Raw genomic sequence first — 21,608 nt, forward strand, 5'->3', positions numbered from 1 at the left:
CGGCACGCCCCAGGCAGTTGGCCGGTGGCCAGGGGAAATGCCAAATCAACGGCGATGTCGATTTGGGGTCATTCGTTCCCGGATGTTGGAGATTTCACGGCGATCGTCTGTCGACCGATCCCACCGGAGCCGCGAACGGGTTTTGATCTTCCATGGCCACCGACGCACTGTCGTGGCGGGTCGGGATGGGCTGCAGGGGGCGTGAGCCGCATGGATGCGGCGATCGAGCTTACATGGACGTACTTGCAGCGTCCCCCGGAACGCCCGTCCCGAGCCGCCAAACCAGGGATGCCGTGAACCGAGGGTTGTTCGCCCAAATCCAACAGCAGCCGGGCAAAGCCCGGCGATACGTAGATCGTGCAATCACAGGGAACATCAAGGCTCGTCTTCCGCAGCCACCGGCGGTGCGGTGTTGGCGCGGCGTTGTTCTTCGTGGGTGCGGAAGGCCTGGTGGATGTGCTTGCGCAGCTCGTCGTCGTTCCAGGGCTTGGTGAGGAAGCGGTAGATCGCGCCGCGGTTGATCGCGTCGGTGACCGTGTTGAGGTCGGTGTAGCCGGAAAGGACCAGCCGGATCGTGTCCGGGTAGAGCATCTTTACCCGGCCCAGGAACTCGGTGCCGCTCATGTCGCTCATGCGCTGGTCCGACAGGATCACCTGGACGTCGTTGATCGCCAGCAGGTCGAAGGCATCGCGCACGTTGCCCGCTGCCAGAATGCGGTAGCCGTCGCGGCGGAAAAGGCGGACCAGCGAGCGCAGCACGTTTTCCTCGTCGTCCAGCAACAGCAGCGTGCGGTCCGGACGGGTTTCCGCGAAGGCCTCCGGGCGCAGGTAGCGCCGGCGCAGGGTCATGCCGGCGGCGTCGGCCGACATCGGCTCGCCAAACAGATAGCCCTGGAACACATCGCAGTCGTTGCGACGCAGGAAGCCCAGCTGGGCCTGCGACTCCACCCCGTTGGCGATCACCGTCATGCCCAGCTGGTGGCCCATGGCGATGATCGCGCGTGCAATCGCCGCCTCGCGGTTGCCCGCCGGCGCGCTCTTGATGAAACTGCGGTCGATTTTCAGCTTGTCGACCGGGTAGCGCACCAGTGCGCTCAGGCTGGAGTCGCCGGTGCCGAAGTTGTCCAGGCTCAGGCTGATGCCTTCGTTGCGCAGGTTGACCAGGGTTTCGTGCACAAAATTGACGTTGTTGGTCAGCGCGCTCTCGTTGATCTCCAGCGTCAGCATGTGCGCCGGCACCCCCAGCGTCTGCATCATCGCCATCACCTCGGCGAAGAAGTTCGGTCGCAGCAGCTGCAGCGTCGATACGTTCACCGCGATGGTGAAATCGTCAAAGCCCTGGTCGCGCCATTGACGGGCCTGCTTCAATGCACCTTCCAGCACCCACGTGCCGATCTGCACGATGATGCCCAGCCGCTCGGCGGTGCGCATGAAGCGCTCCGGCACCAGCATGCCCAGGGTCGGGGACTGCCAGCGCAGCAGCGCTTCCATGCCCACCACATGGCCGTCGCGCGCGCTTACCAGCGGCTGGTAGCGCAGCTTCAGTTCGCCGTTGGGAATAGCATCGACGATCTGCCGCGCGATGATGCTTTCGCTGTGGGCGCTGGAGGGCGTATTCACCGCGTGGATGCGCACCGCGTTGCCGCCTTCACGTGCGGCCTGGTGCAGGGCGTCTTCAGCGTGGTCCAGCAGCCGTGACGGCTCGCTGGCATGCTCCGGGCACAGGCTCACGCCCAGCTTGCCGGTCATGAACAGCGTGTACGGCAGCACCGACAACGGCAGCTCCAGCTGCTGGCGGATCTCTTCGGCGAGGTCATCCGGCAGCGGCAGGTCGCCGGTGCGCGGCACCGCGATCAGGAACTCGTCGCTGCCATGGCGCCACAGTTTGCCGCGTCCACGCAGGTGGTGCTGCAGGCGCTGGGCGATCAACACCAGGGCCTGGTCGCCCACCTCCGCACTCATGTTCTCGTTGACCGAGGCGAAGTGGTCGATGTCCACGTGCATCAGCATCAGCGGCGTACCGCCGGAGGCGGCTTCATGCACCATGGCCTGCAGTTCGGGATTGCCTGCGCCCAGGCGTGGGGGCGCGTCCTCGATGCTGACCAGGGGCAGGGAAGGGTTCCACATGACTCAATGTTCCAATGATTCAGAAGGCACCGCACCGTCGCTGCGGTACGGCAGATAAAGGTCGATCAAGGTGCCGGCTCCGTGCGCCGACTCGATCTTCAGGGTGCCGCCCACGCTCTGCGCGCGTTCGCGCATGACGATCAGGCCGAGTCCGCGCGGGCCGTCCGGGTCGAACCCTTCGCCGTCATCGCGGACCTGCAGATGCAGGCCCTGGTCGTCCACGTCGTGCAGCTGCAGGTGGACCTGGCTGGCGCGGGCGTGGCGCAGCACATTGGTCAGGCTTTCCTGGGCGATGCGGAAACAGGCCTGCTCGATGTCGTTCTGTGGGCGGCGCGGAAGTGACTGGATGTCGGGCAGCAGTTCGATCGTGCCGGACCGGAACAGCATGCCCGCCTGCCAGCGCAGCGCGGCCTCCAGCCCCAGTGCATCCAGCTGCGGCGGCCGTAGCAGGGTGGAAATGTCGCGGACCTTGCCCACCGTGGCGTCGGCCAGATGGATGATCTGCTGCAGGTCCTCGCTGCGCCGCTGCGCGTCCTCTTCATCGCGCGCGGCAAAGGCGGACAGCTTCATCGCGGTGATCGCCTGACCGATGTCATCGTGCAGGTCGCGCGAGATCGCCCGCCGTTCATCCTCCTGCAGCGAGAACAGACGCCCGGCCATGGCCTGCAGTTCGCCGTTGCTGGTTTCCAGTGCCTCGCGGATGCGTTCGGGCTCACTGAGATCGCGGACAATCAGCAGCTTGCAGTTGCGTCCGCCGTAGCGCACGTCGCCCACGGCCAAGCCGGCCTGGAAGCAATGACCATCCAGCCGGCGCATGCCGATGACCTCGCCGGCACCGGTACCCGGCAACGGAATGGTGGCGAACAGCTGCGCGCGCACCCGGGCCAGGTCGCGCCCTTCCACCAGTGCGGACAGCGGCTCGCCCAGCAGGGTGTGCTGGCCGTATCCGAACTGCGCGGCCGCGCAGGCATTGGCATACAGCACGTGCTCATCGGACAGGATGACCACGCCATCGGGCAACACCCGCACCAGTTCGCGGAACTGCTCCTCGCGTTCGCGCAACAGCCGCCGCGACTGCTCGCGCTCGGTGACGTCCTGCAGGGTGCCGAGCACGCGCGGACGACCGGCATCATCGTGGCCGCTTTCGGCGCGGAGGTGCACCATCAATGCGCGACCGTCCATCGCCAGCACGGGCAGCAGCACGTCGATCTGCACCTGCTCGCCCCGCATGTCCTGCAACAGCTGTTCGCTGAGTGCGGCGGTGGAAGAGTCGGCTGGCACCAGCAGTTCGTCGAAGCGGTGCCAGCGCCGCGCGCCGGGCGCGCGGCGGCCGAGCAGGTGGTATACCTGGTCGGCGAAGCGACCCAGCCCGGTGGCCGGGTCCACTTCCCACGCGCCGATGCGCGCCATTTCGTGCGCTTCCTCGACCCGTGCCAGGGCCTGGTCGCGGCGGCGCAGGGCCTGGTCCTCGCGGGTGCGGTCGATTGCAATCAGCAGCCGGGCCGGGCGACCGTCGTAATCCAGGTAGTTGCTGCGCATCTCCATGCGCCGCGGGCTGCCGTCCTTCAGCACCAGATCGGCGGTGATCACGCACAGTTGTTCGGGCTGGGAGCGGATCTGCTCCAGCTTGGCATTCATGGTCGCTTCGTCGCCGGCTGGCCACAGCGCGGTCATCGGCAGGGCCAGAAACTCCTCGCGGCTCCAGCCGAACAGGCTGCAGGCGGCCGGGTTCACGTCCAGGACCTCCAGCGTCTCCAGGTCATAGACCAGAATCGGGCCGGGGTTGTCCTCGAACAGTTGCCGGTGCCGCAATGCGGACTGCGCCAGCCGCGCGTGCGCATCGAGCACATGCTGCGCCAGCGGGCGCAGCAGCAGATAGATGACGGCTGCGCTGGCGATGACGAAGAACGCGCCCTTGGCGGTCTGCCAGCGGGCAGCGTTGAGCGGGTTGACCGCCATCATCTGCACCGCGGCGTCACTGGTCAGAATCCAGACCAGCGCCAGCACCAGATAGCCGATCACCACCCGCCAGCGATCGCGCCGCAGGGCACGGGCCAGCGGTAGATCATGCGCGGAGGGCGGCGGCGAGCCGGACGGGACGTCGGTCATGGGCGGCGGGATAACCAGGGCAAGGCTGGGGAGTCCGTAGATAGTAGTGGGTCGGCACGCACATGGCACTCAACTATCGGCTGGGGCCGCCGCTAACGGTTACGTTCCCGGCTGTCGGGTGCGCTTTTCGGAGTCTTACCGCGTGGACCAAGGGATTATCGCGAGTCTGCTGCAGCACCCCCTGGCCTCGGCCCTGGTCATCCTGGACCGGACCGGGCGTCCGCTCGCGGCCAATCCGGCCGCGCGCGAGCATGGGCTGCCGGCAACCGTGGCAGCCTATGGTGACCTCCTGGAGTCGCTGCGCCTGCTGGCCGCCGATGGCGGCCTGGTGCCGTGCCAGCTGCCGGGCGGCCCGCGTGGCCGGTTTGATGGCTGGCTGCGCGCGGTGCATGACCCGGACGGCCAGCTGCTGGCGTTTACCCTCAGCGTGCCCGAACCGGTCGCCCCGTATGCCGGCAGCCGCTGGGAACTGGCGCTGGACCACGCTGGCCACGGCCTGTGGGACTGGGACCTGCCGCGCGATGCGGTGATCCGCTCGCGACGCTGGGACGACGTACCGCGGACGGACGACGAAGCGGCACCGGCCGGTGCGGGCAGCGCCTTGCTGTCGCAGGTCCACGCGGATGACCAGCCGGCCGTACGCGCCGCGCTGGATGCGCATCTGCGCGGTGAGGGTGAGGTCTACAGCGCGCAGTACCGCATCCGCCACCCCGAGGGGGGCTGGCGCTGGGTGCTGGACCGGGGGCGGGTGGTCGCCCGTACCGTGGACGGCCAGCCGCTGCGCATGGTGGGCACGCATACCGACATCCAGGTGCAGAAAGAGATGGAGTCGCTGCTGCTGGAGCAGCAGCTGCACCTGCGCGAGGCGCAACGCATTGCCAGCATGGGCAGCTGGTCATGGGACCCGCACAGCCGTGAATTCTGGTGGTCACCGGAGTTCCTGGCGCTGCTGGGCGTGGCCACCGCGCCGCGCAGCCGCCGACGCTGGTTGCGTTTGCTGTCCGCGCCGTCGCGTACCGAGCTGCAACGCGCCTGGCGACGCCTGCTGCGCGACGGCAAGCCGGCCACGCTGGACCTTGAGCTGCCGCGCGGAAGCGAGGGGATGTTGTACCTGCGCCTGTGGATGCAGCCGTTGCTGGGCCCGGATGGCCGCCTTCAGCGCCTGCTCGGGCAGGTGCAGAACATCACCGAACAACACCAGACCGATGCGCTGATCCGTTGGCGTACGGAACTGCTCAACCGCGTCTCGGCGCTGGGCCGCATTGGCGGCTGCGAGATCGAGGTGGGCACGCGTAACATGCAGTGGACCGAGGAGTGCTACCGCATCCACGGCCTGCGCAAGCAGCCGATCACGCTGGACCAGGCGCTGGCGCTGTACACCCAGGATTCGCGCGACAGCTTCGAGGCGGCGCTGACCCGCATTGCCGACGGCGGTCTGCCCGAGCAGCTGGACCTGTGTTTCTATCGCCACTCCGGCCTGCGGATCTGGGTACAGGTGCTGATCGAGCTGGACCATCGCGACGGCCTGCCGACGCGTTTTGTGGTGCTGTTCCGTGATATCACCCGCGAGCGTGAGGCCAACGAGCGGATCGAGCTGCTGGCGCACTACGACCTGCTGACCGGGTTGCCGAACCGGATGCTGCTGCGCGAGCAGACCGCCGAGGCCATCGAGGAGGCACGTGACCGTGGCGCGTCGCTGGCGATGCTGTTCATCGACCTGGACGGTTTCAAGACCATCAATGACACCTTTGGCCATGCGACCGGCGACACCCTGCTGAAGGCGGCCGCGGCACGGCTGCACCAGAGCCTGCGCAACGCCGACCTGTTTGGCCGCTTCAGCGGTGATGAATTCATCGTGGTGCTGCGCGACCTGGCTGACCCCGAAGATGCCGGGCATGTGGCGCGCAAGCTGATCGCTTCGCTGGCCGAGCCGCTGCAGCGCGGCGACATCACGCTGAAAGTGGGGGCGAGCGTCGGCATCGCAATGCTGGACGACACCCGCAACGACTTCGATTCGCTGCTGCGCGCGGCCGACGCGGCGATGTACGCCGCGAAGGAAGCGGGGCGCAATACCTACCAGTATTACAGCCAGGACGCGTTGGCCCGGATCCAGCGCATGCTGGAGCTCGAGCACGCGCTGCTGGGCGCGATCGAGCGCGAGGAGTTCAGCCTGGCCTACCAGCCGCTGATGCACGCGGCAAACGACCAGCCGCCGGCGATCGAGGCACTGCTGCGCTGGCACCGCCCGGGCATCGGCTACTGCAGCCCGGCGGAATTCATTCCAATTGCCGAGAAGTGCGGCGAGATCGTACGCATCGGCGACTGGGTGCTGACCGAGGCCTGTCGCCAGGCAGCCGCCTGGGACCGGGCAGGGCTGGTGTTCGACCGGATCGCGGTGAACGTGTCGGCGGTGCAGCTACGTGACCGGGGTTTTGCCGAGCGGGTGATCGAGATCTGCCACGCCCATGGCTGGCCACCGAGCCGGCTGGAGCTGGAACTGACCGAGTCGGCGCTGATCCGCGACACCGAGGTGCTGCGGCACTGCTTCGACGTGCTGGAGCGGCACGGCGTGCCGCTGGCGGTGGACGACTTCGGCACCGGTTTCTCGAACCTGCACTACCTCAACCGTTTCCCGGTCGGCCGCCTGAAGATCGACCGCAGTTTCGTCCAGGGCATGCTGAGCGATGCAGGGACTGCCGAAGTGACCCAGGCCATCGTGCACCTGGGCCACGCGCTGGGCATGAAAGTCGTCGCCGAAGGTGTGGAAACCGAGCAGGAAGAAGCCCTGCTGCGCCGCCAGGGCTGCGACGAGATCCAGGGCTACCTGTACTCCCGCCCGCTCACCCCGCGCGATCTTGCGCAGTTCCTGAAGGTGGGTGCGGCGACGGTCATTCCGCGCGAGGCTGTGGTACTGCCGTAAAGGTTTGCCCTCCCTTTGGCTGCGATTGCAAAGTATCCGTAGAGCCGGGCTTGCCCGGCTGCTGTTGGATTCGTGCGAACAGCCCTCGGCTGCTGATCTACGTGCTTGGGGCCATCGGATGGGGGGTACGGGACACGCCGTTAACCCATCCATGGGGGCTCGTCGAAAACATCCATGTTTTCAACGGTCCCGTACCCCCCATCCGATGACCCTTCGACACATGGTCGGTGGCCATGGGAAATGCCACGTCCAAATCAACGGCGATGTCGATCCTTAGTCATGCGTTACCGGATGTTGGGGATTTCACGGCGATCGTCTGTCGACCGATCCCACCAAAGCAGGTCCAGCGCATGGACAAGTAATGAGTTGCTTTTGATCTTCGGTGGCCACCGACGCACTGTCGATGGCGGGTCGGGGTGGGCTGGAGGGGGCGTGAGCCGCATGGATGCGGCGATCGAGCTTACAGGGACGTACTTGCAGCGTCCCCCGGAACGCCCATCCCGAGCCGCCAAACCAGGGATGCCGTGGACACCGGCGTTTCGCACAAATCCAACAGCAGCCGGGCAGAGCCCGGCGTTACGTAGCGTGCGCAATCACCGGAAGGGCGTCACGGGGTGCGCAACCGGATCGAACTCGTCGCCGCTCAGGCCCAGGTCCCAAGCGAGGCCGGCGTAGGCGGGGTCTGTCGTGGGGGAGGGCGAGGGTGCGGGCTGCGCGGCAATCAGGCGGGCCAGTTCCTGCTGGGCCAGCTGCTCCAGCACCGGCAGCAGCGCGCGGCCGTTCGGCGGTGGGGCCGGGGTGACGGGCAGGCGCGCGGCGTCAACCGGGAGCTCGGTAACGGTGCTGGCGATCAGTGCTGCATTGGGGGCGTTCAACAGCATGAGGTGTCATCTACAAAGCTGGGGGGAGCTGTGCATGCACAACGGCCCCGGGAGTACCGGGGCCGTTGGGGTTGCCGTTGCCGGCCAGGTGCATCCGGTCAGAACAGCTCGACCGCGCCGGCCGACATGTTCTGCTGTGCCACCGCCTTGTGCGGCGGGCGCTCCCACTCCACGCGCATGTCGCGCAGGCGGTTGCCGGTACGCTGCAGCGCGCTGACGATCTCCTCGTCGAACACGCCGCCATTACGGTGCAGTAGTTCCTGCAGGGCCAGCGCTTCGCGGTTGATCGAGGTCAGGCGGTCCAGGTGGGTGTGCACGCCGCCCAGCGCCTGGGTGGCGATGTCTTCGAACTGCAGGGCGCGGACCGCTTCGGCCACGCTGCTGTCGATGGCACGGCCGCAGTCCGAGATCTCACGCATGCCGTCACCCAGCGACGCATTGATCTGGGCCACGTTGTCCAGCATCGCCGCCGCTTCGTGGCGCGCTTCGCGGGAGCGGTCCATGTCGCGCGAGGCCATGTGCGAGACAGTTTCGCGGACCTTGGCGATGGCGTCCTTGGAGCTGTGTGCCAGCTTGCGGATCTGTTCGTTGAAGGTGGTCGAACGCTCGGACAGGTTGCGGACTTCGTCGGCCACCACCGCAAAGCCACGACCGGCTTCGCCTGCGCGGGCCGCTTCAATGGCGGCGTTCAGGGCCAGCAGGTTGGTCTGGTCGGCAATCGACTTCACGTCTTCCAGCAGCGCGAAGATGCCGTCCAGGTGCTGCGCCATCTGGTCGATGTGCTGCACGGTGGTGCTGCTCTGGCCGCTGACCTGTTCCAGCGCTTCCACCAGCTGTTCCATACGGTGGCTGGCGTGCTGGGCGAAACGGGCCACGTCAACGCCGGCACCGCCATCTTCACCGGCGCGGTCGACAATGCGGGCCAGCGCTTGGCTCTGCTGGCGGGACTTGCGGTTCATCGCATCGAAGCTGCTGCCCAGACCGCCCACCGCGTGGCGGATCAGGTCACGGGCGCGTTCCACTTCACCGCGCGAACCTTCAATTTCGTTGCCGACGAACTGGCGAAGCTCGGTCAGCAGCTGATCCTGTTCGCGCAGGATGCGGGCATGCTCGGGGGACCGCTGCGCCTGGGCGCGGGTGGTCCACCAGGCAAAGCCCAGCCAGCTGAGCGTCATCGTGGTCAGGATCGCCCAGCGCAGTGCGGCAGGCCAATCCAGGCCAATGGCCAGGGGGAGCAGGAGGGTCAGGACCAGGGGGGCGGCCAGACGGATGAAAATGCGTGAGTACATGGACGTTCTCGGGAGGTGCACGGTGAATGTATCGGCCGTACCCCCCGGAGCTTTAGCGGCAGTGCACAAATTGCCGCGGGTCAACGCAAACGGCGGTCCACGGCCTCGACCATCGCCTTGCGCGAGATCAGGAAGTCCCAGTACTGGCCGCCGGTCTGCCGCCACAGGACCGCCGAACGGACCGCAGCCAGCAGCAGGGCGCGGATCTCGGCAATGACCCCGGCCTGGCCCAGGTAATGCGGGTTGCCCTGGACCATCACCCGGGGTTTGAGGTGGCTGATGGTGTCGGCATACAGTGCCCCCAGCGCCCCCAGCACGTCCGGGTGGGCGCTGTCACCCAGTTCGGCGGCCTGGCGCTGGGCGCGGGCGATGCCCTCGCTGACCGCGCCAACCACGTCACCATTGCGCACGAAGGTACGTTCCAGCTGCAGCACCGCGAGCGCCAGGCGCGGCAGGATCTCGTCCTGGCCCTGGTTGCGGAAGTAGTTGTGCAGCAGGCGCAGCCCGGGAGCCAGCTGGGCGGCATTGCCGTAAATGGCCTGGGGGCTGTCGGCATCAATCCGGAACACGCTGTCGATGGCGGTGCGGACCACGCCGGCCTCCGAATGCCCGGTTTCGGCGATACGGCGCACCTGCTGCAGGGCCTGGGCAATACCGGCCAGCGCAAGCACACGGTCGTCGACGGAAAAACTCATGCAGCAGTTACCTCAAAAGGAGAAGGGGTGGTCCGCAGCCGCTGCTCCAGCGGGGCGTCGGTGGCGGCGATCACGGCACCGCCCAGGCAGACCTCGTTGTCATACAGCACCAGGGATTGACCGGGGGTGACGGCCCGCTGCGGCTGGGCGAAGCGGACGTTCAGGGTGCCATCATCGCGTACCTCCACCGTGCACGGCTCGTCCGGTTGACGGTAACGGGTCTGCGCGGTGCATTCGAACCGCCGGGCCGGCGGCGCGCCGGCAATCCAGTGCGCCACCTCCGAATGCAGGCGGGTGGACTGCATCCACGGGCTCTCGCGGTCCTGGTCCACGTACAGCACGTTGCTGGCCACGTCCTTGCCGACGACATACCAGGGCGCGGCCGGGCGACCGCGTACACCGCCGATGTTCAGGCCTTCGCGCTGGCCAAGGGTGAAGTAGAAAACGCCGGGGTGCTGGGCAATCACGTTGCCCTGCGGGTCGTGGATCTCGCCGCTGCGCGCGGGCAGGTAGCGGCCGAGGAACTCGCGGAAATCGCGCTCGCCGATGAAGCAGATGCCGGTGGAATCCTTCTTGGCATGGGTCGGCAGCCGCGCGTCGCGGGCGATCCGGCGCAGGTCGTTCTTCTGCAGGTCGCCAATCGGGAACAGGGTGGCGGCGAGCTGGGTCTGGCCCAGCTGGTGCAGGAAGTAGCTCTGATCCTTGCTGCGGTCGGCACCGCGCAGTAGGGCCCAGCGCCCGCCCACCTGGGCCACGCGGGCGTAGTGCCCTGTAGCGATACGCTCAGCCCCCAGCTCGCGGGCGGCATCCAGGAAGTGCTTGAACTTCACTTCGCGGTTGCACAGCACGTCCGGGTTGGGGGTGCGACCGGCCGCGTACTCGGCCAGGAAGTGCTCGAACACGCCCTGCCAGTATTCGCTGGAGAAATCGCGGAAATGGAACGGAATGTCCAGCAGGCCGCACACCGCCACGGCATCGCGGCGGTCGTCCTCGGCGCGGCACTCGCCGCTGCCGTCGTCGGCCCAGTTCTGCATGAACAAGCCGGCCACCGGCTCGCCCTGCTGGACCAGTCGCCAGGCGGCGACAGAGGAATCCACGCCGCCAGACACGCCTACCATGATGCGGGGCGTACTCATGCCGTTTCCTTCACCAGGGAAAGGGGATAGCGCTGGCCAGCGAGGTAGTCGCTAACGACCTGTTGCACCAACGGACTGCGCAGACGCCCGGGTGCGGCCTGCAGCTCGGCAGGCGTCAGCCACAACGCGCGCAGAATGCCTTCGTCCAGCGGCAGGGCCGGATCATGGGCGACCGGGTCGCCGGCAAAGGCGAAGCGCAGGAAGGCCGTTCCGTCCGGAGCGGTCCACTGGTAGCAGCCGATGAAGGCGGTCAGTTCGACCTGCCAGCCGGTTTCCTCCAGCACCTCGCGCACGGCAGCAGCGGCCAGGCTTTCACCCGGTTCGAGGTGGCCCGCCGGCTGGTTCAGTACGGCGTGGCCGTCGATGGACTCCTCGACCACCAGCAAGCGGCCGTCACGGACCACCACGGTGGCCACGGTCACATGGGGAGCCCAGCGCTGTTCGGTGGTGGCGCTCACGTCAATATTCGTCCTGCCCGGTCAAGGCCCGCTCCATTTCGTCGGCGGTATGCGTGGCGGCGTCGATCGCGTCGGCCAGGACCGGGCCGTCGGCATCGGCGTCCACCTTGACCACGAACATGGCCAGTTGCTGCTGCTTGACCCAGCCGCCCAGCTTGGCGCTCTGCGCATCTTCCAGCAGGCGGTTGGCGATCTCGGCGCTGAACTCCGCGGTGGGCGCGTTGTAACCCGGTGACCAGATCTCGCGGATGCGGTGGCTGCCATAGTCTTCGACCGCCGAGCGGACGAACACCAGCTGGGTACGGTCGTTGTCGACGTCGAAGACCATCTTGTAGTCGCCGTCCTCGTCCACCTCGTAGGGGTAGCCGAGTGCGTCCAGCGCCTTGGCAACGGTCGGATCGGGCGTGGCGGCGTGTGCGCCGAAGGCCGAGGCCATCAGCAGCAGGGCAAGGGTGGTCTTCATGAAAGCCCCGTGAAAGTCTTATGCATGAGCGAATTGTGACGGGCGCGGCCAGCGGCGTCCAATCCGGCGGAGCCGCGTTTATACTAGGCGGATGCCTCGCGAGCCTTCCCAAGAACCCCATCACGACCACGGTGTTGCCCTTGAACCGGCACGCCCGGAGGTTGCGCCGCCGCCGTTCTACCAGGTGATGCTGCTGAACGACGACTACACCCCGATGGATTTCGTGGTGACGGTTCTGCAGCACTTCTTCTCCATGGACCTGGACAAGGCCACCCAGGTGATGCTCCACGTGCACACCCGCGGCCGTGGCGTCTGCGGGGTGTTCACCCGCGAAGTGGCCGAATCCAAGGTCGCCCAGGTCAACGAATTCTCGCGCATGAACCAGCATCCGCTGCTGTGCACGATGGAAAAAGCGGGGTAACCCCCGCGGGTAGTGCCGGCCGCTGGCCTGCAACCTCCGCATGCATGCCGGCACGTGGCCGCTTCGCGGCCCTGTGCACGTCCTTTCCTGAAACAGCGCCAGGGAGCCGCCGGGGGGCGGAGGGCGCGCGAAGGGGCCATGACATTCTCATCACAGCCGGACGGCCAATGCTGGGCGCAGGTCCGGGCATCGGGCTGCGAGTGCCAACACTGTCTGAACGCACCCTTCCATCAGGGTGATGGAATTTCCGCCGCTAGGCCGCATATTGTTCTCAACTGCCGTCGGAGTAGAACATGTTCAGCAAAGACCTCGAACACACCATCGGACAGTGCTACAAGCGCGCCCGTGAGGCCCGGCATGAGTTCATGACGGTGGAACACCTGCTGCTGGCACTGTTGGACAACCCGTCCGCCCAGGCCGTGCTCAAGGCCTGCGGGGCCGATGCCGAGCGCCTGCGCCAGGAGCTGGAGCAGGCCATTGAAGCCTCTGTATCCCGCCTGGCCGACGATGATGGCCGCGACACCCAGCCGACCCTGGGCTTCCAGCGCGTGCTGCAGCGAGCGGTGTACCACGTGCAGTCCTCGGGCAAGAAGGAGGTCACCGGTGCCAATGTGCTGGTCGCCATCTTCGGTGAGAAGGATTCGCACGCGGTGTACTACCTCAACCAGCAGGACGTGACCCGGCTGGACATCGTCAACTATCTCTCCCATGGCATTGCCAAGATGGGCGAGGAGGGTGAGGTGCCGCCGTCGGGTGAGGCCGAGGGGCGCGCCGAAGGTGGGGAGGGCGAAGGCAAGGGCGATGCCCTGGCCGAATTCGCCAGCAACCTCAACGATGCGGCCCGCAGTGGCCGGATCGACCCGCTGGTCGGGCGTCGCGACGAGATCGAACGCACTATCCAGGTCCTGTGCCGCCGCCGCAAGAACAACCCGCTGTACGTGGGTGAGGCCGGCGTGGGCAAGACCGCCATTGCCGAAGGCCTGGCCAAGCGGATCGTGGAAGGCTCGGTGCCCGAGGTGCTGGCCGACGCGGTGATCTACTCGCTCGACCTGGGCGCGCTGGTGGCCGGCACCAAGTACCGCGGCGACTTCGAGAAGCGCCTGAAGGGAGTGCTGACCGCGCTCAAGAAGATGCCCAATGCGGTGCTGTTCATCGACGAGATCCATACCATCATCGGGGCCGGCTCGGCGTCGGGTGGCACCATGGACGCTTCCAACCTGATCAAGCCGGCGCTGGCCTCCGGTGAGCTGCGCTGCATCGGCTCGACCACCTTCCAGGAATACCGCGGCATCTTCGAGAAGGACCGGGCGCTGGCCCGTCGCTTCCAGAAGATCGACATCGTCGAGCCGACCGTGGGTGAAACCTACGAGATCCTGCAGGGGCTCAAGCCGAAGTACGAGGCGCACCACGGCGTGACCTACGCCGACGACGCGCTGCAGGCGGCGGTGGACCTCTCGGTCAAGCACATTGGTGACCGCCTGTTGCCGGACAAGGCCATCGACGTGATCGACGAGGCCGGTGCCCGCCAGCGGCTGCTGCCGGAAGGCGAGCGGAAGGAGCTGATCGACATCGAGGAAATCGAGACCATCATTGCCAAGATGGCGCGCATCCCGGCCAAGCAGGTCAGCGCGACCGACAAGGACGTGCTGCAGCATCTGGAGCGCAACCTGAAGATGGTGATCTTTGGTCAGGACCCGGCCATCGAAACGCTGTCGTCGGCGATCAAGCTGGCCCGTTCCGGCCTGGGCAACCCCGACAAGCCGATCGGCAACTTCCTGTTCGCCGGCCCCACCGGCGTGGGCAAGACCGAGGTGACCAAGCAGCTGGCATTGCAGCTGGGTATCGAGCTGGTGCGTTTCGACATGAGCGAATACATGGAGCCGCATTCGATCAGCCGCCTGATCGGTGCGCCCCCGGGCTATGTCGGTTTCGACCAGGGTGGCCTGCTGACCGAGAAGATCGTCAAGACCCCGCACTGCGTGCTGCTGCTGGACGAGGTGGAGAAGGCCCACCCGGACATCTTCAACATCCTGCTGCAGGTCATGGATCGCGGCATCCTTACCGACACCAATGGACGCGAAGCCAACTTCAAGAACGTGGTGCTGGTGATGACCACCAATGCCGGTGCCGCGCAGGCCTCGCGTCGTTCGATCGGCTTCACCCGCCAGGACCATGCGACCGACGCGATGGAGGTGATCCGCAAGAGCTTCACGCCGGAATTCCGCAACCGCCTCGATGCGGTGGTGCAGTTCCAGCCGCTGGGCTTCGAGCACATCCTGCGCGTGGTGGACAAGTTCCTGATCGAGCTGGAAATGCTGCTGCAGGAAAAGCACGTCAGCCTGTCGGCCACGCCGACCGCGCGCGACTGGCTGGCCCGCCACGGCTTCGACCCGCTGATGGGCGCACGCCCGATGGCCCGGGTCATCCAGGACAAGGTCAAGCGTCCGCTGGCCGACGAACTGCTGTTCGGCAAGCTGGTCAACGGCGGCCGGGTCAGTATCGACGTCCGCGACGACGAGCTGTTCGTGGAAGCCCAGGCCGAGCCGGAACGACGGCTGCCGGCCACGGTGGAATAAGACAAAGGCCCCGGTACCCCCGGGGCCTTTTCTTTGTCAGGTCAGCGGCGCGCGCGGGTGGCGAAGGCTTCCGCAGTGATCGGCTCCAGCGAGGCCACGTCACAGCTGTCCTTGTCAGTGCGCAGCTTGCTGGCGCGGGCACCGCACAGCTGGCCTTCGTTGCCGCGGGTGACAAAATCCAGCTTCCTTGAGACGCGAGCGCTGCTGCAGGAGTGGGTGAAATGCACGATGTAGTGGTCGCTGCCGTTGCGCAGCAGAATCGTGTTGTCAGCACCCCTGCGCACCAGTTGCTGGTCATCGGACAGGGTGATGCAGTCGCTGCCGGCTGCAGCCGGAGCAGGGGTCTGTGCCATGGCGGTGCCGGTGAGAGCGGCTGAGGCAAGCAGACACAGGGTAAACAGGGTCTTCATGTCGGGGGCCAATCGGGTGGCGGTCCGGAGTGGACCGGGTGCCAAGATGACGCTGTTCAGGCCCGTGCGAATCTGCTTCAAGACAGCCTGACCGATGTCAGGGTGAGGGCGGTCACAGTGACCAATGACCCAATGAGCTGAATTGCGCCCACGCAAAAAGGCCAGCGCAAGGCCGGCCTTCTATCGCAACCCCCGTAGGAGTTACGCCAACCGCTTACTTCATGCGGTAGGTGATGCGACCCTTGGTCAGGTCGTACGGCGTCATTTCAACTTTGACGCGGTCGCCCGTCAGGATGCGGATGTAGTTCTTGCGCATGCGGCCGGAGATGTGGGCGATGATTTCATGCCCGTTTTCCAGTCGAACGCGGAAAGTGGTGTTCGGCAGCGTTTCGCTAACGGTGCCTTCGAACTCGATGGAGTCGTCTTTCGACATGTAGTCCTGTGCAGTTCTGTAAACGGCCGATCTGGCCTCAAGGGCGGGCATTTTACGCGTCTGGGCCGGATGATGCAAAGGTATCGTTAATCTGCCGCGCGGGAATCACCCCAAATCGTTGCCGCCACGAGCCCACGAACCCCTCTTCACGCACCTGACGCCGGACCAGGGCCAGGAACTGCTCCCGGGGCCAGTGTTCGGCCCCCATGCGCAGCAGGTGGTCGTTCTCCACCTGGGCGTCCAGCAACGGCCAGCCCCAGCCGTGCAGGCAGCGGGCCAGGCCAGCCAGAGCGACCTTGGAGCCACCGCTGGCCGCGCTGAACATGCTTTCGCCGAAGAACATGCGGCCGATCGCCACCCCGTAGATGCCCCCCACCAGGGTGTCGCCGTCGAACACTTCCACCGAATGCGCATGGCCCAGCGCGTGCAGCGCTTCGTAGGCCAGCACCATGTCGTCGCTGATCCAGGTGCCATCCTGACCCGGCCGCGGGCTGGCCGCGCAGGCCCGGATCACCGTGCCGAAGCAGGTGTCAGCGCGCAGCGTCCAATCGCTGTGGCGCAGGCTGCGGCGGAATCGGGATGACAGGTGCACGCCGTCGGTACGGAACACCATGCGCGGGTCAGGCGACCACCACAGCGGCGGCTGGCCGTCCGAGAACCAGGGGAAGATGCCGCCCGCATAGGCATTGAGCAGGCGCACCGGGGAGAGGTCGCCGCCTACCGCCAGCAGGCCGTCCGGTTCGCGCAGCGCGGTCTGCGCCGGCGGGAACGGCGCGTCAGGGCGCGGGTCCAGTTGCCACGGGTAGCGACGGCTCATGCCGGCTCCCGTACCTTGAACGGGCTGTGCTCGGACAACGCCAAGGCGTAGCGGTCGACATCGGCGCGCTCCTGCTGGCACCAGCCGACCAGCGCCCCGGCGAAGTCGGCTTCGGCCAGCCAGTGCCGGCTGCGCACCCGCTGCGGCAGGAAGCCGCGGGCCAGTTTGTGTTCTCCCTGCGCCCCGGGCTCGAAGCGCGCCAGGCCTTCGCGCAGGCAGTAGTCGATGCCCTGGTAGTAGCAGGTTTCGAAATGCAGGCCCGCCAGCGGCGCGCCGCCCCAATAACGGCCGTACAGGGTGTCGCCGCCGCGCAGGCACAGCGCCCCGGCCACAGCTTCGCCGTCGGCCATGGCCAGGAAGATGACCAGCTGCCTGGGCATCGTGGTGGCGAGGTGCTGCAGGAAGGGCAGGGTGAGGGCGGGTGCGTTCCCGTACTCGGCAAAGGTCTGCAGGTAGAACCCATGCATGGTCTGCAGGTCGTCTGCGCTGGCCTCGTCGCCGTGCACGATGCGGTAGTGGATGCCGGTACGGGCCAACTTGGCGCGTTCCTGGCGGATGTTCTTGCGGTGCTTGTGGTTCATGTCCGTCAGGAAGCCATCGAAGTCCTTCCAGTGGCCGGGGTTGTGCCACTGGAACTGGATGTCCTCGCGCAGCAGCCAGCCCTCGTCGAACGCCGCGTCTTCGTCCTGCGGATGGAAATTGACGTGGGCGGAGGACCAGCCCATGCGCTCTACCTCGTCGCGCAACGCGCGTACCAGCGCGGCGCGATGGGCCCCGTCGCGCGCCAGCAGGCGAGGGCCGGTGACCGGCGAGTACGGCACCGCGCCGAGCCACTTCGGGTAGTAGTCCAGTCCGTGCCGCGCATAGGCATTGGCCCAGGCGTGGTCGAACACGAACTCGCCGTGCGAGTTGTCCTTCAGGTAGCCCGGCACAGCGCCGACCAGGGTGTCGCCCTCCCATAAGGTGAAGTGGCGCGGTCGCCAACCCCACTCCGGGCGCAGGCAGCCGTGCGCTTCCAGCCCGGCCAGGAAGGCGTGACTGACGAACGGGTTCGTCCCGTCGTGCAGGGCATCCCAGGCGTCGGCAGGGAGGTCGGTCAGGCGGTGCAGAAAACGTGACTCGGTCATGCCCGAAGGATAGGGCAGCCGTGGCGAAAAGGGGCGATCCCGCCGCACCCCGAGCCATCCACGACATTCCGTACGGACACGCCATGAGGGTCCAGCGCGAGCCAGCGATCGTCATTGTCCACGCGTGGCGCATAGGAAGCGATTTGCGCCATCTGTCACTTCGTCGATCCGCATCGGAACGCCCAGGCCAGGACACGGTTTCGAACGCCGTTCGCAAGTTCGACGCAGAAAAGCGTTGACAGCTTCAGAGGTCTGTTTTTCGCAAGAAAACGCTCATCCGTCATGCCCTGAAAAAGTGCGACGAAGTGCGCACTTTTGGCGCATCGCGAAGAGCAGAGTCCGCCGGCGCATCGCCCGATGCGCGAACGATATTGAAGGAGCATCAACATGATCAATAAGATTCCGCGCCTGGGAGCAGGAAACCGCGCGCTCATCTTGGGAGTAACGCTGGCAGTTTCTTCTGCCGCGAACGCGCAGACGTTCGGATATGAAGAATCGGAGAGCAGTGCTGAGCAGGCAAGAGATGTAGCGATCACGAAAGATCACAAAGACGGTGGGTCCCAGCAACGTCAGGCTGCCGTGATGGCCGGCGACGTGCGGAAAGAGGAGCGGGCCCCGGCTGTCACGGAGTCGCCCGATGTTTCGAGAACTCCGGCAACCGCGTTGATCGACAATGACAGCGAGTTCGATGCCATCGTGACCCAAGTGGCGCGACAAGCGGTAGACAGGGTCGCACTGCTTGACGGCCAGTCGCGCAGCCGGGTTGTCGCGGCCTCGGTCGATCTTGTGCAAAGGTTCGTCATTGTCCGCTTGGATGCCGGCTTCGTTCCGGCCACCTACGGTCCAGCGTTCGAAGACCAAGTGAGTCTGATCAATAACGCGATTCTGCATGTCGCTGAAAAGGTGGAGCCCCTCCGAGGGGTGAAGTACCTCTATGGTGGCTACGACATCCATCACTACTTTCCCGAAATAAAGGCTGCCGACGACAAGGCGCGCCGAGCGGGCGAGCTGCGAAGAATGGCAGAGGAAAGCCGTGCCGCCAGAAGGGAAGCGGCGGCCGCATCAGATGGGAACGTCGACAAAGAGTTGATTCATCTTCTTGAGAGGGAGGCGTCAAGGAAGGTGTCTGCCCACGTTCAAGCCAACAACGTGCTTCGTGTGATCGGTGTAAAAGTAACTATCGATGTTTCCAGGCAGCGGATCCTCGCAGACATCGGAGAGGGCTACAGGCCAGAACCCGATGGTGACGAGATGTTCCTGCAGGAACTGGCTGTGACGCTACGTCACCATACGGAAAAGACAGGACTGGCGATATCCGGCGTGGATATTCACTTCCAGGGTAAGCCGCTCGAGTACTACTATCCAGATGAGCTACGTGTTCCGGAGCAGGCGCTACGTCGATCCGTGAACCAGAGCGCCTTGGTGTCTTCGGGGCACGGCCTTGTTCGGGTGCATCCTCACTTGTCTTGGGAATGGCAGCGCCCCGACGCATTCGGCTCGCGGGAAGACATGATCACGCCGCCTTTCGGCGATGAACTCCAGAGACTGCTGGAGGCGCGTAGTGGCCTGACAGTCCATCGAGCCAGGAGCCGGTCGCTGGATCTTCATCCCGAGTCTGACCGCCCTTGGGAGCAGATGTCGTCCAGGTATCATCTCAAGGACGTGCTTCCCCAGCGCGCAGACATATGGAACTCGCTTCCCAACGACATGAACAATGATCGGGAAGTGAGAGAGGACATTCGAGCTCGCCCACTGTACGCGAATCATCTCGATGCAGGGACGATGATAAGCCTGCATACCAACGGACACGAAACCAACGTGCCACGAGGCCTTGAAGTCTACTACCACTTCAGCAAAGCGCAGGATCGCCCATTGGCCGAAAGTGTGCTTTGCAACATGCGGGAAATCATACGTGCGCAGCCGGGCTACGAGCAGTTTCCGGTTCGGAACACTGCCAGTGACGGGCGGCACGGTGAGAATCGGATCGCTACGATGCCATCCGTGCTGGTCGAGATCGCCTATCACTCCAATCCAGATGACTTTGCAGCGCTGCAGGACCCGGTTTTCCGCACCGCTTCGATGAAAGGTGTAGAGAAAGGCGTTCGTCTATTCCGTGAGGGTAAAGTCTGCGAGCCTTTCAAGCTGAACCGGTTGCCAGATGTTTCCATGGTGGTGGGGTCGTCTCAGGAGCTGCCGATGACGTTTCTGGGCAACCCTCAGTACCCGGTGACCATGGAGTTCACAATTGCCAACTGCAGCACGCCGGGGGCGTGCAAGGCGACCCAGACAGTGTTTGACGATCCGGCCGAGCCCATCAAGGCCAACATGCGGTGTCGTGGTGTGCTGGCGGGAATCGCCCGCTGGAGCGTGGTCCTTCGCGACGTCGACGGCGTCGTCACCGCCCCGGTGGAGTTCCAGCAGACCTGCCACAAGCCCGGAGCCGCGTAGCGACGCGCCATGCGCGTCGGCGGGAGCCGCAGAAATAAAAAGGGGACGCGCCAGGCGCGTCCCCCAGATGGCCAGAGGCCAATCGGAACCTCAGGCCAGCGCGCCCTTGGCATCCAGGTAACGCTCCGCATCCAGCGCGGCCATGCAGCCGAAGCCGGCCGAGGTGATCGCCTGGCGGTAGTGCTGGTCGGCCACGTCGCCGGCGGCGAACACGCCTTCCACCGAGGTCTGGGTGGCGTTGCCGCCCAGGCCCGAGCGGATTTCCAGGTAGCCGTTGTTCATGGCCAGCTGGCCATCGAACAGGGCGGTGTTCGGGTGGTGGCCGATGGCCACGAAGAAGCCGTGGGCACTGATGTCGCGGGTGCTGCCGTCCTGGGTGGACTTCACGCGCACGCCGGTGACGCCGGCGTCGTCGCCCAGCACTTCCTCGATGGTGTGGTGCCACACGGTCTCGATCTTGCCGGCCGCGACCTTGGCGAACAGCTTGTCCTGCATGATCTTTTCCGCCTTCAGGGTGTCGCGGCGGTGGACCAGGTAGACCTTGCGGGCAATGTTGGACAGGTACAGCGCCTCTTCCACGGCGGTGTTGCCGCCGCCGACCACCACCACGTCCTGGTCGCGGTAGAAGAAGCCGTCGCAGGTGGCGCAGGCCGACACGCCGCGGCCCTTGAAGGTTTCCTCGGTCGGAATGCCCAGGTACTTGGCGGTGGCACCGGTGGCGACAATCAGCGCGTCACAGGTGTACTCGGCGCTGTCGCCGATCAGCTTGAACGGGCGCTGCGACAGGTCGGCGGCATGGATGTGGTCGAAGATGACCTCGGTCTCGAAGCGCTCGGCGTGCGCCTGCATGCGGGTCATCAGGTCCGGGCCCATCAGGCCGTGGGCATCGCCCGGCCAGTTGTCCACTTCCGTGGTGGTCATCAGCTGGCCGCCCTGCTGCAGGCCGGTGATCACCACGGGCTTCAGGTTGGCGCGGGCGGCGTACACGGCGGCGGTCCAGCCGGCCGGGCCGGAGCCCAGGATGACCAGCTTCTGATGACGGGAAGGCTTGGAATTGCTCATGTAGACTCGCGTAAAGAAGAGTGGGGCGGGGTGCCGGGGGTGATTGCCGGTGCCCATGTTCACGCCATAGAGTGGCGGCACGGGCGAGGTGATTCAAGGCGACCGATGGAACGCGGCAACCTGTGGGGGACAGGGTCGGGTCTACCAAGGTGCCCAGGCAGGGCTTGTACGGCCCGGCCTGAAAACTGCGCCGCAGTCGTTTATTATCAAGCACTAACAGAGTATTCCCAAGGTCT

The 21,608-nt window shown here is 65.9% G+C and carries 17 protein-coding genes; 4 read left to right on the top strand and 13 right to left on the bottom strand.

Annotated features, from left to right (window positions below; genetic code table 11):
* Positions 1-375 precede the first annotated feature (375 nt).
* Together PDM29_RS16680 and PDM29_RS16685 are read right to left on the bottom strand one after the other, a co-directional pair.
* A complete protein-coding gene (locus PDM29_RS16680) occupies positions 376-2,127 on the bottom strand; it encodes an EAL domain-containing protein (RefSeq protein ID WP_311191175.1) in 1,752 nt (583 codons plus the stop codon).
* Between the two features lie 3 nt (positions 2,128-2,130).
* Complete coding sequence (locus tag PDM29_RS16685) at positions 2,131-4,236, bottom strand: sensor histidine kinase (protein ID WP_311191176.1); 2,106 nt, start codon at positions 4,234-4,236, stop codon at positions 2,131-2,133.
* A gap of 142 nt (positions 4,237-4,378) precedes the next feature.
* On the opposite strand from PDM29_RS16685, the gene PDM29_RS16690 reads away from it, so the two are divergent.
* On the top strand, positions 4,379-7,156 hold the full coding sequence (locus PDM29_RS16690) for a bifunctional diguanylate cyclase/phosphodiesterase (protein WP_311191177.1): 2,778 nt from the start codon (positions 4,379-4,381) through the stop codon (positions 7,154-7,156).
* 593 nt (positions 7,157-7,749) lie between these two features.
* On the opposite strand, the gene PDM29_RS16695 is transcribed toward PDM29_RS16690, so the two are convergent.
* The 6 genes from PDM29_RS16695 to PDM29_RS16720 form a co-directional block, all read right to left on the bottom strand.
* Positions 7,750-8,037 carry a hypothetical protein gene (locus PDM29_RS16695; RefSeq protein ID WP_311191178.1) on the bottom strand — a complete coding sequence of 96 codons (288 nt, stop codon included), beginning with the start codon at positions 8,035-8,037 and terminating at the stop codon, positions 7,750-7,752.
* A gap of 98 nt (positions 8,038-8,135) precedes the next feature.
* Positions 8,136-9,326 (bottom strand): methyl-accepting chemotaxis protein, encoded by a 1,191-nt coding sequence (locus PDM29_RS16700; protein WP_311191179.1) that lies wholly within the window; start codon positions 9,324-9,326, stop codon positions 8,136-8,138.
* 80 nt (positions 9,327-9,406) lie between these two features.
* On the bottom strand, positions 9,407-10,021 hold the full coding sequence (hflD, locus tag PDM29_RS16705; RefSeq protein WP_311191180.1) for a high frequency lysogenization protein HflD: 615 nt from the start codon (positions 10,019-10,021) through the stop codon (positions 9,407-9,409).
* Complete coding sequence (gene mnmA, locus PDM29_RS16710; protein WP_311191181.1) at positions 10,018-11,157, bottom strand: tRNA 2-thiouridine(34) synthase MnmA; 1,140 nt, start codon at positions 11,155-11,157, stop codon at positions 10,018-10,020. Before mnmA ends, hflD begins: the two co-directional genes overlap by 4 nt.
* Positions 11,154-11,615: an NUDIX hydrolase gene (locus PDM29_RS16715; RefSeq protein WP_311191182.1), complete on the bottom strand. Its 462-nt coding sequence runs from the start codon at positions 11,613-11,615 to the stop codon at positions 11,154-11,156. The genes mnmA and PDM29_RS16715 overlap by 4 nt, the downstream gene beginning before the upstream one ends.
* 1 nt (position 11,616) lies before the next feature.
* Positions 11,617-12,078 carry a hypothetical protein gene (locus tag PDM29_RS16720; protein ID WP_311191183.1) on the bottom strand — a complete coding sequence of 154 codons (462 nt, stop codon included), beginning with the start codon at positions 12,076-12,078 and terminating at the stop codon, positions 11,617-11,619.
* Positions 12,079-12,169: 91 nt separating this feature from the next.
* Between PDM29_RS16720 and clpS the strand changes: the two genes are divergently transcribed.
* Complete coding sequence (gene clpS, locus PDM29_RS16725) at positions 12,170-12,499, top strand: ATP-dependent Clp protease adapter ClpS (RefSeq protein WP_311191184.1); 330 nt, start codon at positions 12,170-12,172, stop codon at positions 12,497-12,499.
* A gap of 293 nt (positions 12,500-12,792) precedes the next feature.
* Positions 12,793-15,075 (top strand): ATP-dependent Clp protease ATP-binding subunit ClpA, encoded by a 2,283-nt coding sequence (clpA, locus tag PDM29_RS16730; protein WP_311191185.1) that lies wholly within the window; start codon positions 12,793-12,795, stop codon positions 15,073-15,075.
* Between the two features lie 41 nt (positions 15,076-15,116).
* Here clpA and PDM29_RS16735 read toward each other — a convergent pair whose 3' ends face one another.
* The 4 genes from PDM29_RS16735 to PDM29_RS16750 all read right to left on the bottom strand — a co-directional run bounded on the left by PDM29_RS16735 (position 15,117) and on the right by PDM29_RS16750 (position 17,862).
* On the bottom strand, positions 15,117-15,485 hold the full coding sequence (locus PDM29_RS16735) for a hypothetical protein (protein ID WP_311191186.1): 369 nt from the start codon (positions 15,483-15,485) through the stop codon (positions 15,117-15,119).
* A gap of 214 nt (positions 15,486-15,699) precedes the next feature.
* Positions 15,700-15,918, bottom strand: coding sequence for a translation initiation factor IF-1 (gene infA / locus PDM29_RS16740; protein WP_005409596.1), 219 nt, complete (start codon positions 15,916-15,918; stop codon positions 15,700-15,702).
* A 52-nt stretch (positions 15,919-15,970) separates the two neighbouring features.
* Positions 15,971-16,735 carry a leucyl/phenylalanyl-tRNA--protein transferase gene (aat, locus tag PDM29_RS16745; protein WP_311191187.1) on the bottom strand — a complete coding sequence of 255 codons (765 nt, stop codon included), beginning with the start codon at positions 16,733-16,735 and terminating at the stop codon, positions 15,971-15,973.
* Positions 16,732-17,862, bottom strand: coding sequence for a GNAT family N-acetyltransferase (locus PDM29_RS16750; RefSeq protein WP_311191188.1), 1,131 nt, complete (start codon positions 17,860-17,862; stop codon positions 16,732-16,734). Before PDM29_RS16750 ends, aat begins: the two co-directional genes overlap by 4 nt.
* Positions 17,863-18,249: 387 nt before the next feature.
* Here PDM29_RS16750 and PDM29_RS16755 point away from each other — a divergent pair, with 387 nt between their 5' ends.
* Complete coding sequence (locus PDM29_RS16755) at positions 18,250-20,310, top strand: N-acetylmuramoyl-L-alanine amidase (protein ID WP_311191189.1); 2,061 nt, start codon at positions 18,250-18,252, stop codon at positions 20,308-20,310.
* A 90-nt stretch (positions 20,311-20,400) separates the two neighbouring features.
* Here the strand turns inward: PDM29_RS16755 and trxB are convergent, their stop codons facing one another.
* Positions 20,401-21,372, bottom strand: a complete 972-nt coding sequence (gene trxB, locus PDM29_RS16760; RefSeq protein WP_311191190.1) for a thioredoxin-disulfide reductase — start codon at positions 21,370-21,372, stop codon at positions 20,401-20,403.
* Positions 21,373-21,608 lie beyond the last annotated feature (236 nt).

This window comes from Stenotrophomonas oahuensis (assembly GCF_031834595.1).
In the GTDB taxonomy this organism is placed as follows: domain Bacteria; phylum Pseudomonadota; class Gammaproteobacteria; order Xanthomonadales; family Xanthomonadaceae; genus Stenotrophomonas; species Stenotrophomonas oahuensis.

What these genes read in the sequence shown, in the direction of transcription:
- PDM29_RS16695 (WP_311191178.1), bottom strand. Translation starts at nt 8,037, where the DNA reads ATGCTGTTGAACGCCCCCAATGCAGCACTGATCGCCAGCACCGTTACC.
- aat (WP_311191187.1), bottom strand. Translation starts at nt 16,735, where the DNA reads ATGAGCCGTCGCTACCCGTGGCAACTGGACCCGCGCCCTGACGCGCCG.
- PDM29_RS16750 (WP_311191188.1), bottom strand. Translation starts at nt 17,862, where the DNA reads ATGACCGAGTCACGTTTTCTGCACCGCCTGACCGACCTCCCTGCCGAC.
- clpA (WP_311191185.1), top strand. Translation starts at nt 12,793, where the DNA reads ATGTTCAGCAAAGACCTCGAACACACCATCGGACAGTGCTACAAGCGC.
- clpS (WP_311191184.1), top strand. Translation starts at nt 12,170, where the DNA reads ATGCCTCGCGAGCCTTCCCAAGAACCCCATCACGACCACGGTGTTGCC.
- hflD (WP_311191180.1), bottom strand. Translation starts at nt 10,021, where the DNA reads ATGAGTTTTTCCGTCGACGACCGTGTGCTTGCGCTGGCCGGTATTGCC.
- PDM29_RS16700 (WP_311191179.1), bottom strand. Translation starts at nt 9,326, where the DNA reads ATGTACTCACGCATTTTCATCCGTCTGGCCGCCCCCCTGGTCCTGACC.
- PDM29_RS16680 (WP_311191175.1), bottom strand. Translation starts at nt 2,127, where the DNA reads ATGTGGAACCCTTCCCTGCCCCTGGTCAGCATCGAGGACGCGCCCCCA.
- PDM29_RS16720 (WP_311191183.1), bottom strand. Translation starts at nt 12,078, where the DNA reads ATGAAGACCACCCTTGCCCTGCTGCTGATGGCCTCGGCCTTCGGCGCA.
- PDM29_RS16735 (WP_311191186.1), bottom strand. Translation starts at nt 15,485, where the DNA reads ATGAAGACCCTGTTTACCCTGTGTCTGCTTGCCTCAGCCGCTCTCACC.
- PDM29_RS16755 (WP_311191189.1), top strand. Translation starts at nt 18,250, where the DNA reads ATGATCAATAAGATTCCGCGCCTGGGAGCAGGAAACCGCGCGCTCATC.
- trxB (WP_311191190.1), bottom strand. Translation starts at nt 21,372, where the DNA reads ATGAGCAATTCCAAGCCTTCCCGTCATCAGAAGCTGGTCATCCTGGGC.
- mnmA (WP_311191181.1), bottom strand. Translation starts at nt 11,157, where the DNA reads ATGAGTACGCCCCGCATCATGGTAGGCGTGTCTGGCGGCGTGGATTCC.
- PDM29_RS16685 (WP_311191176.1), bottom strand. Translation starts at nt 4,236, where the DNA reads ATGACCGACGTCCCGTCCGGCTCGCCGCCGCCCTCCGCGCATGATCTA.
- infA (WP_005409596.1), bottom strand. Translation starts at nt 15,918, where the DNA reads ATGTCGAAAGACGACTCCATCGAGTTCGAAGGCACCGTTAGCGAAACG.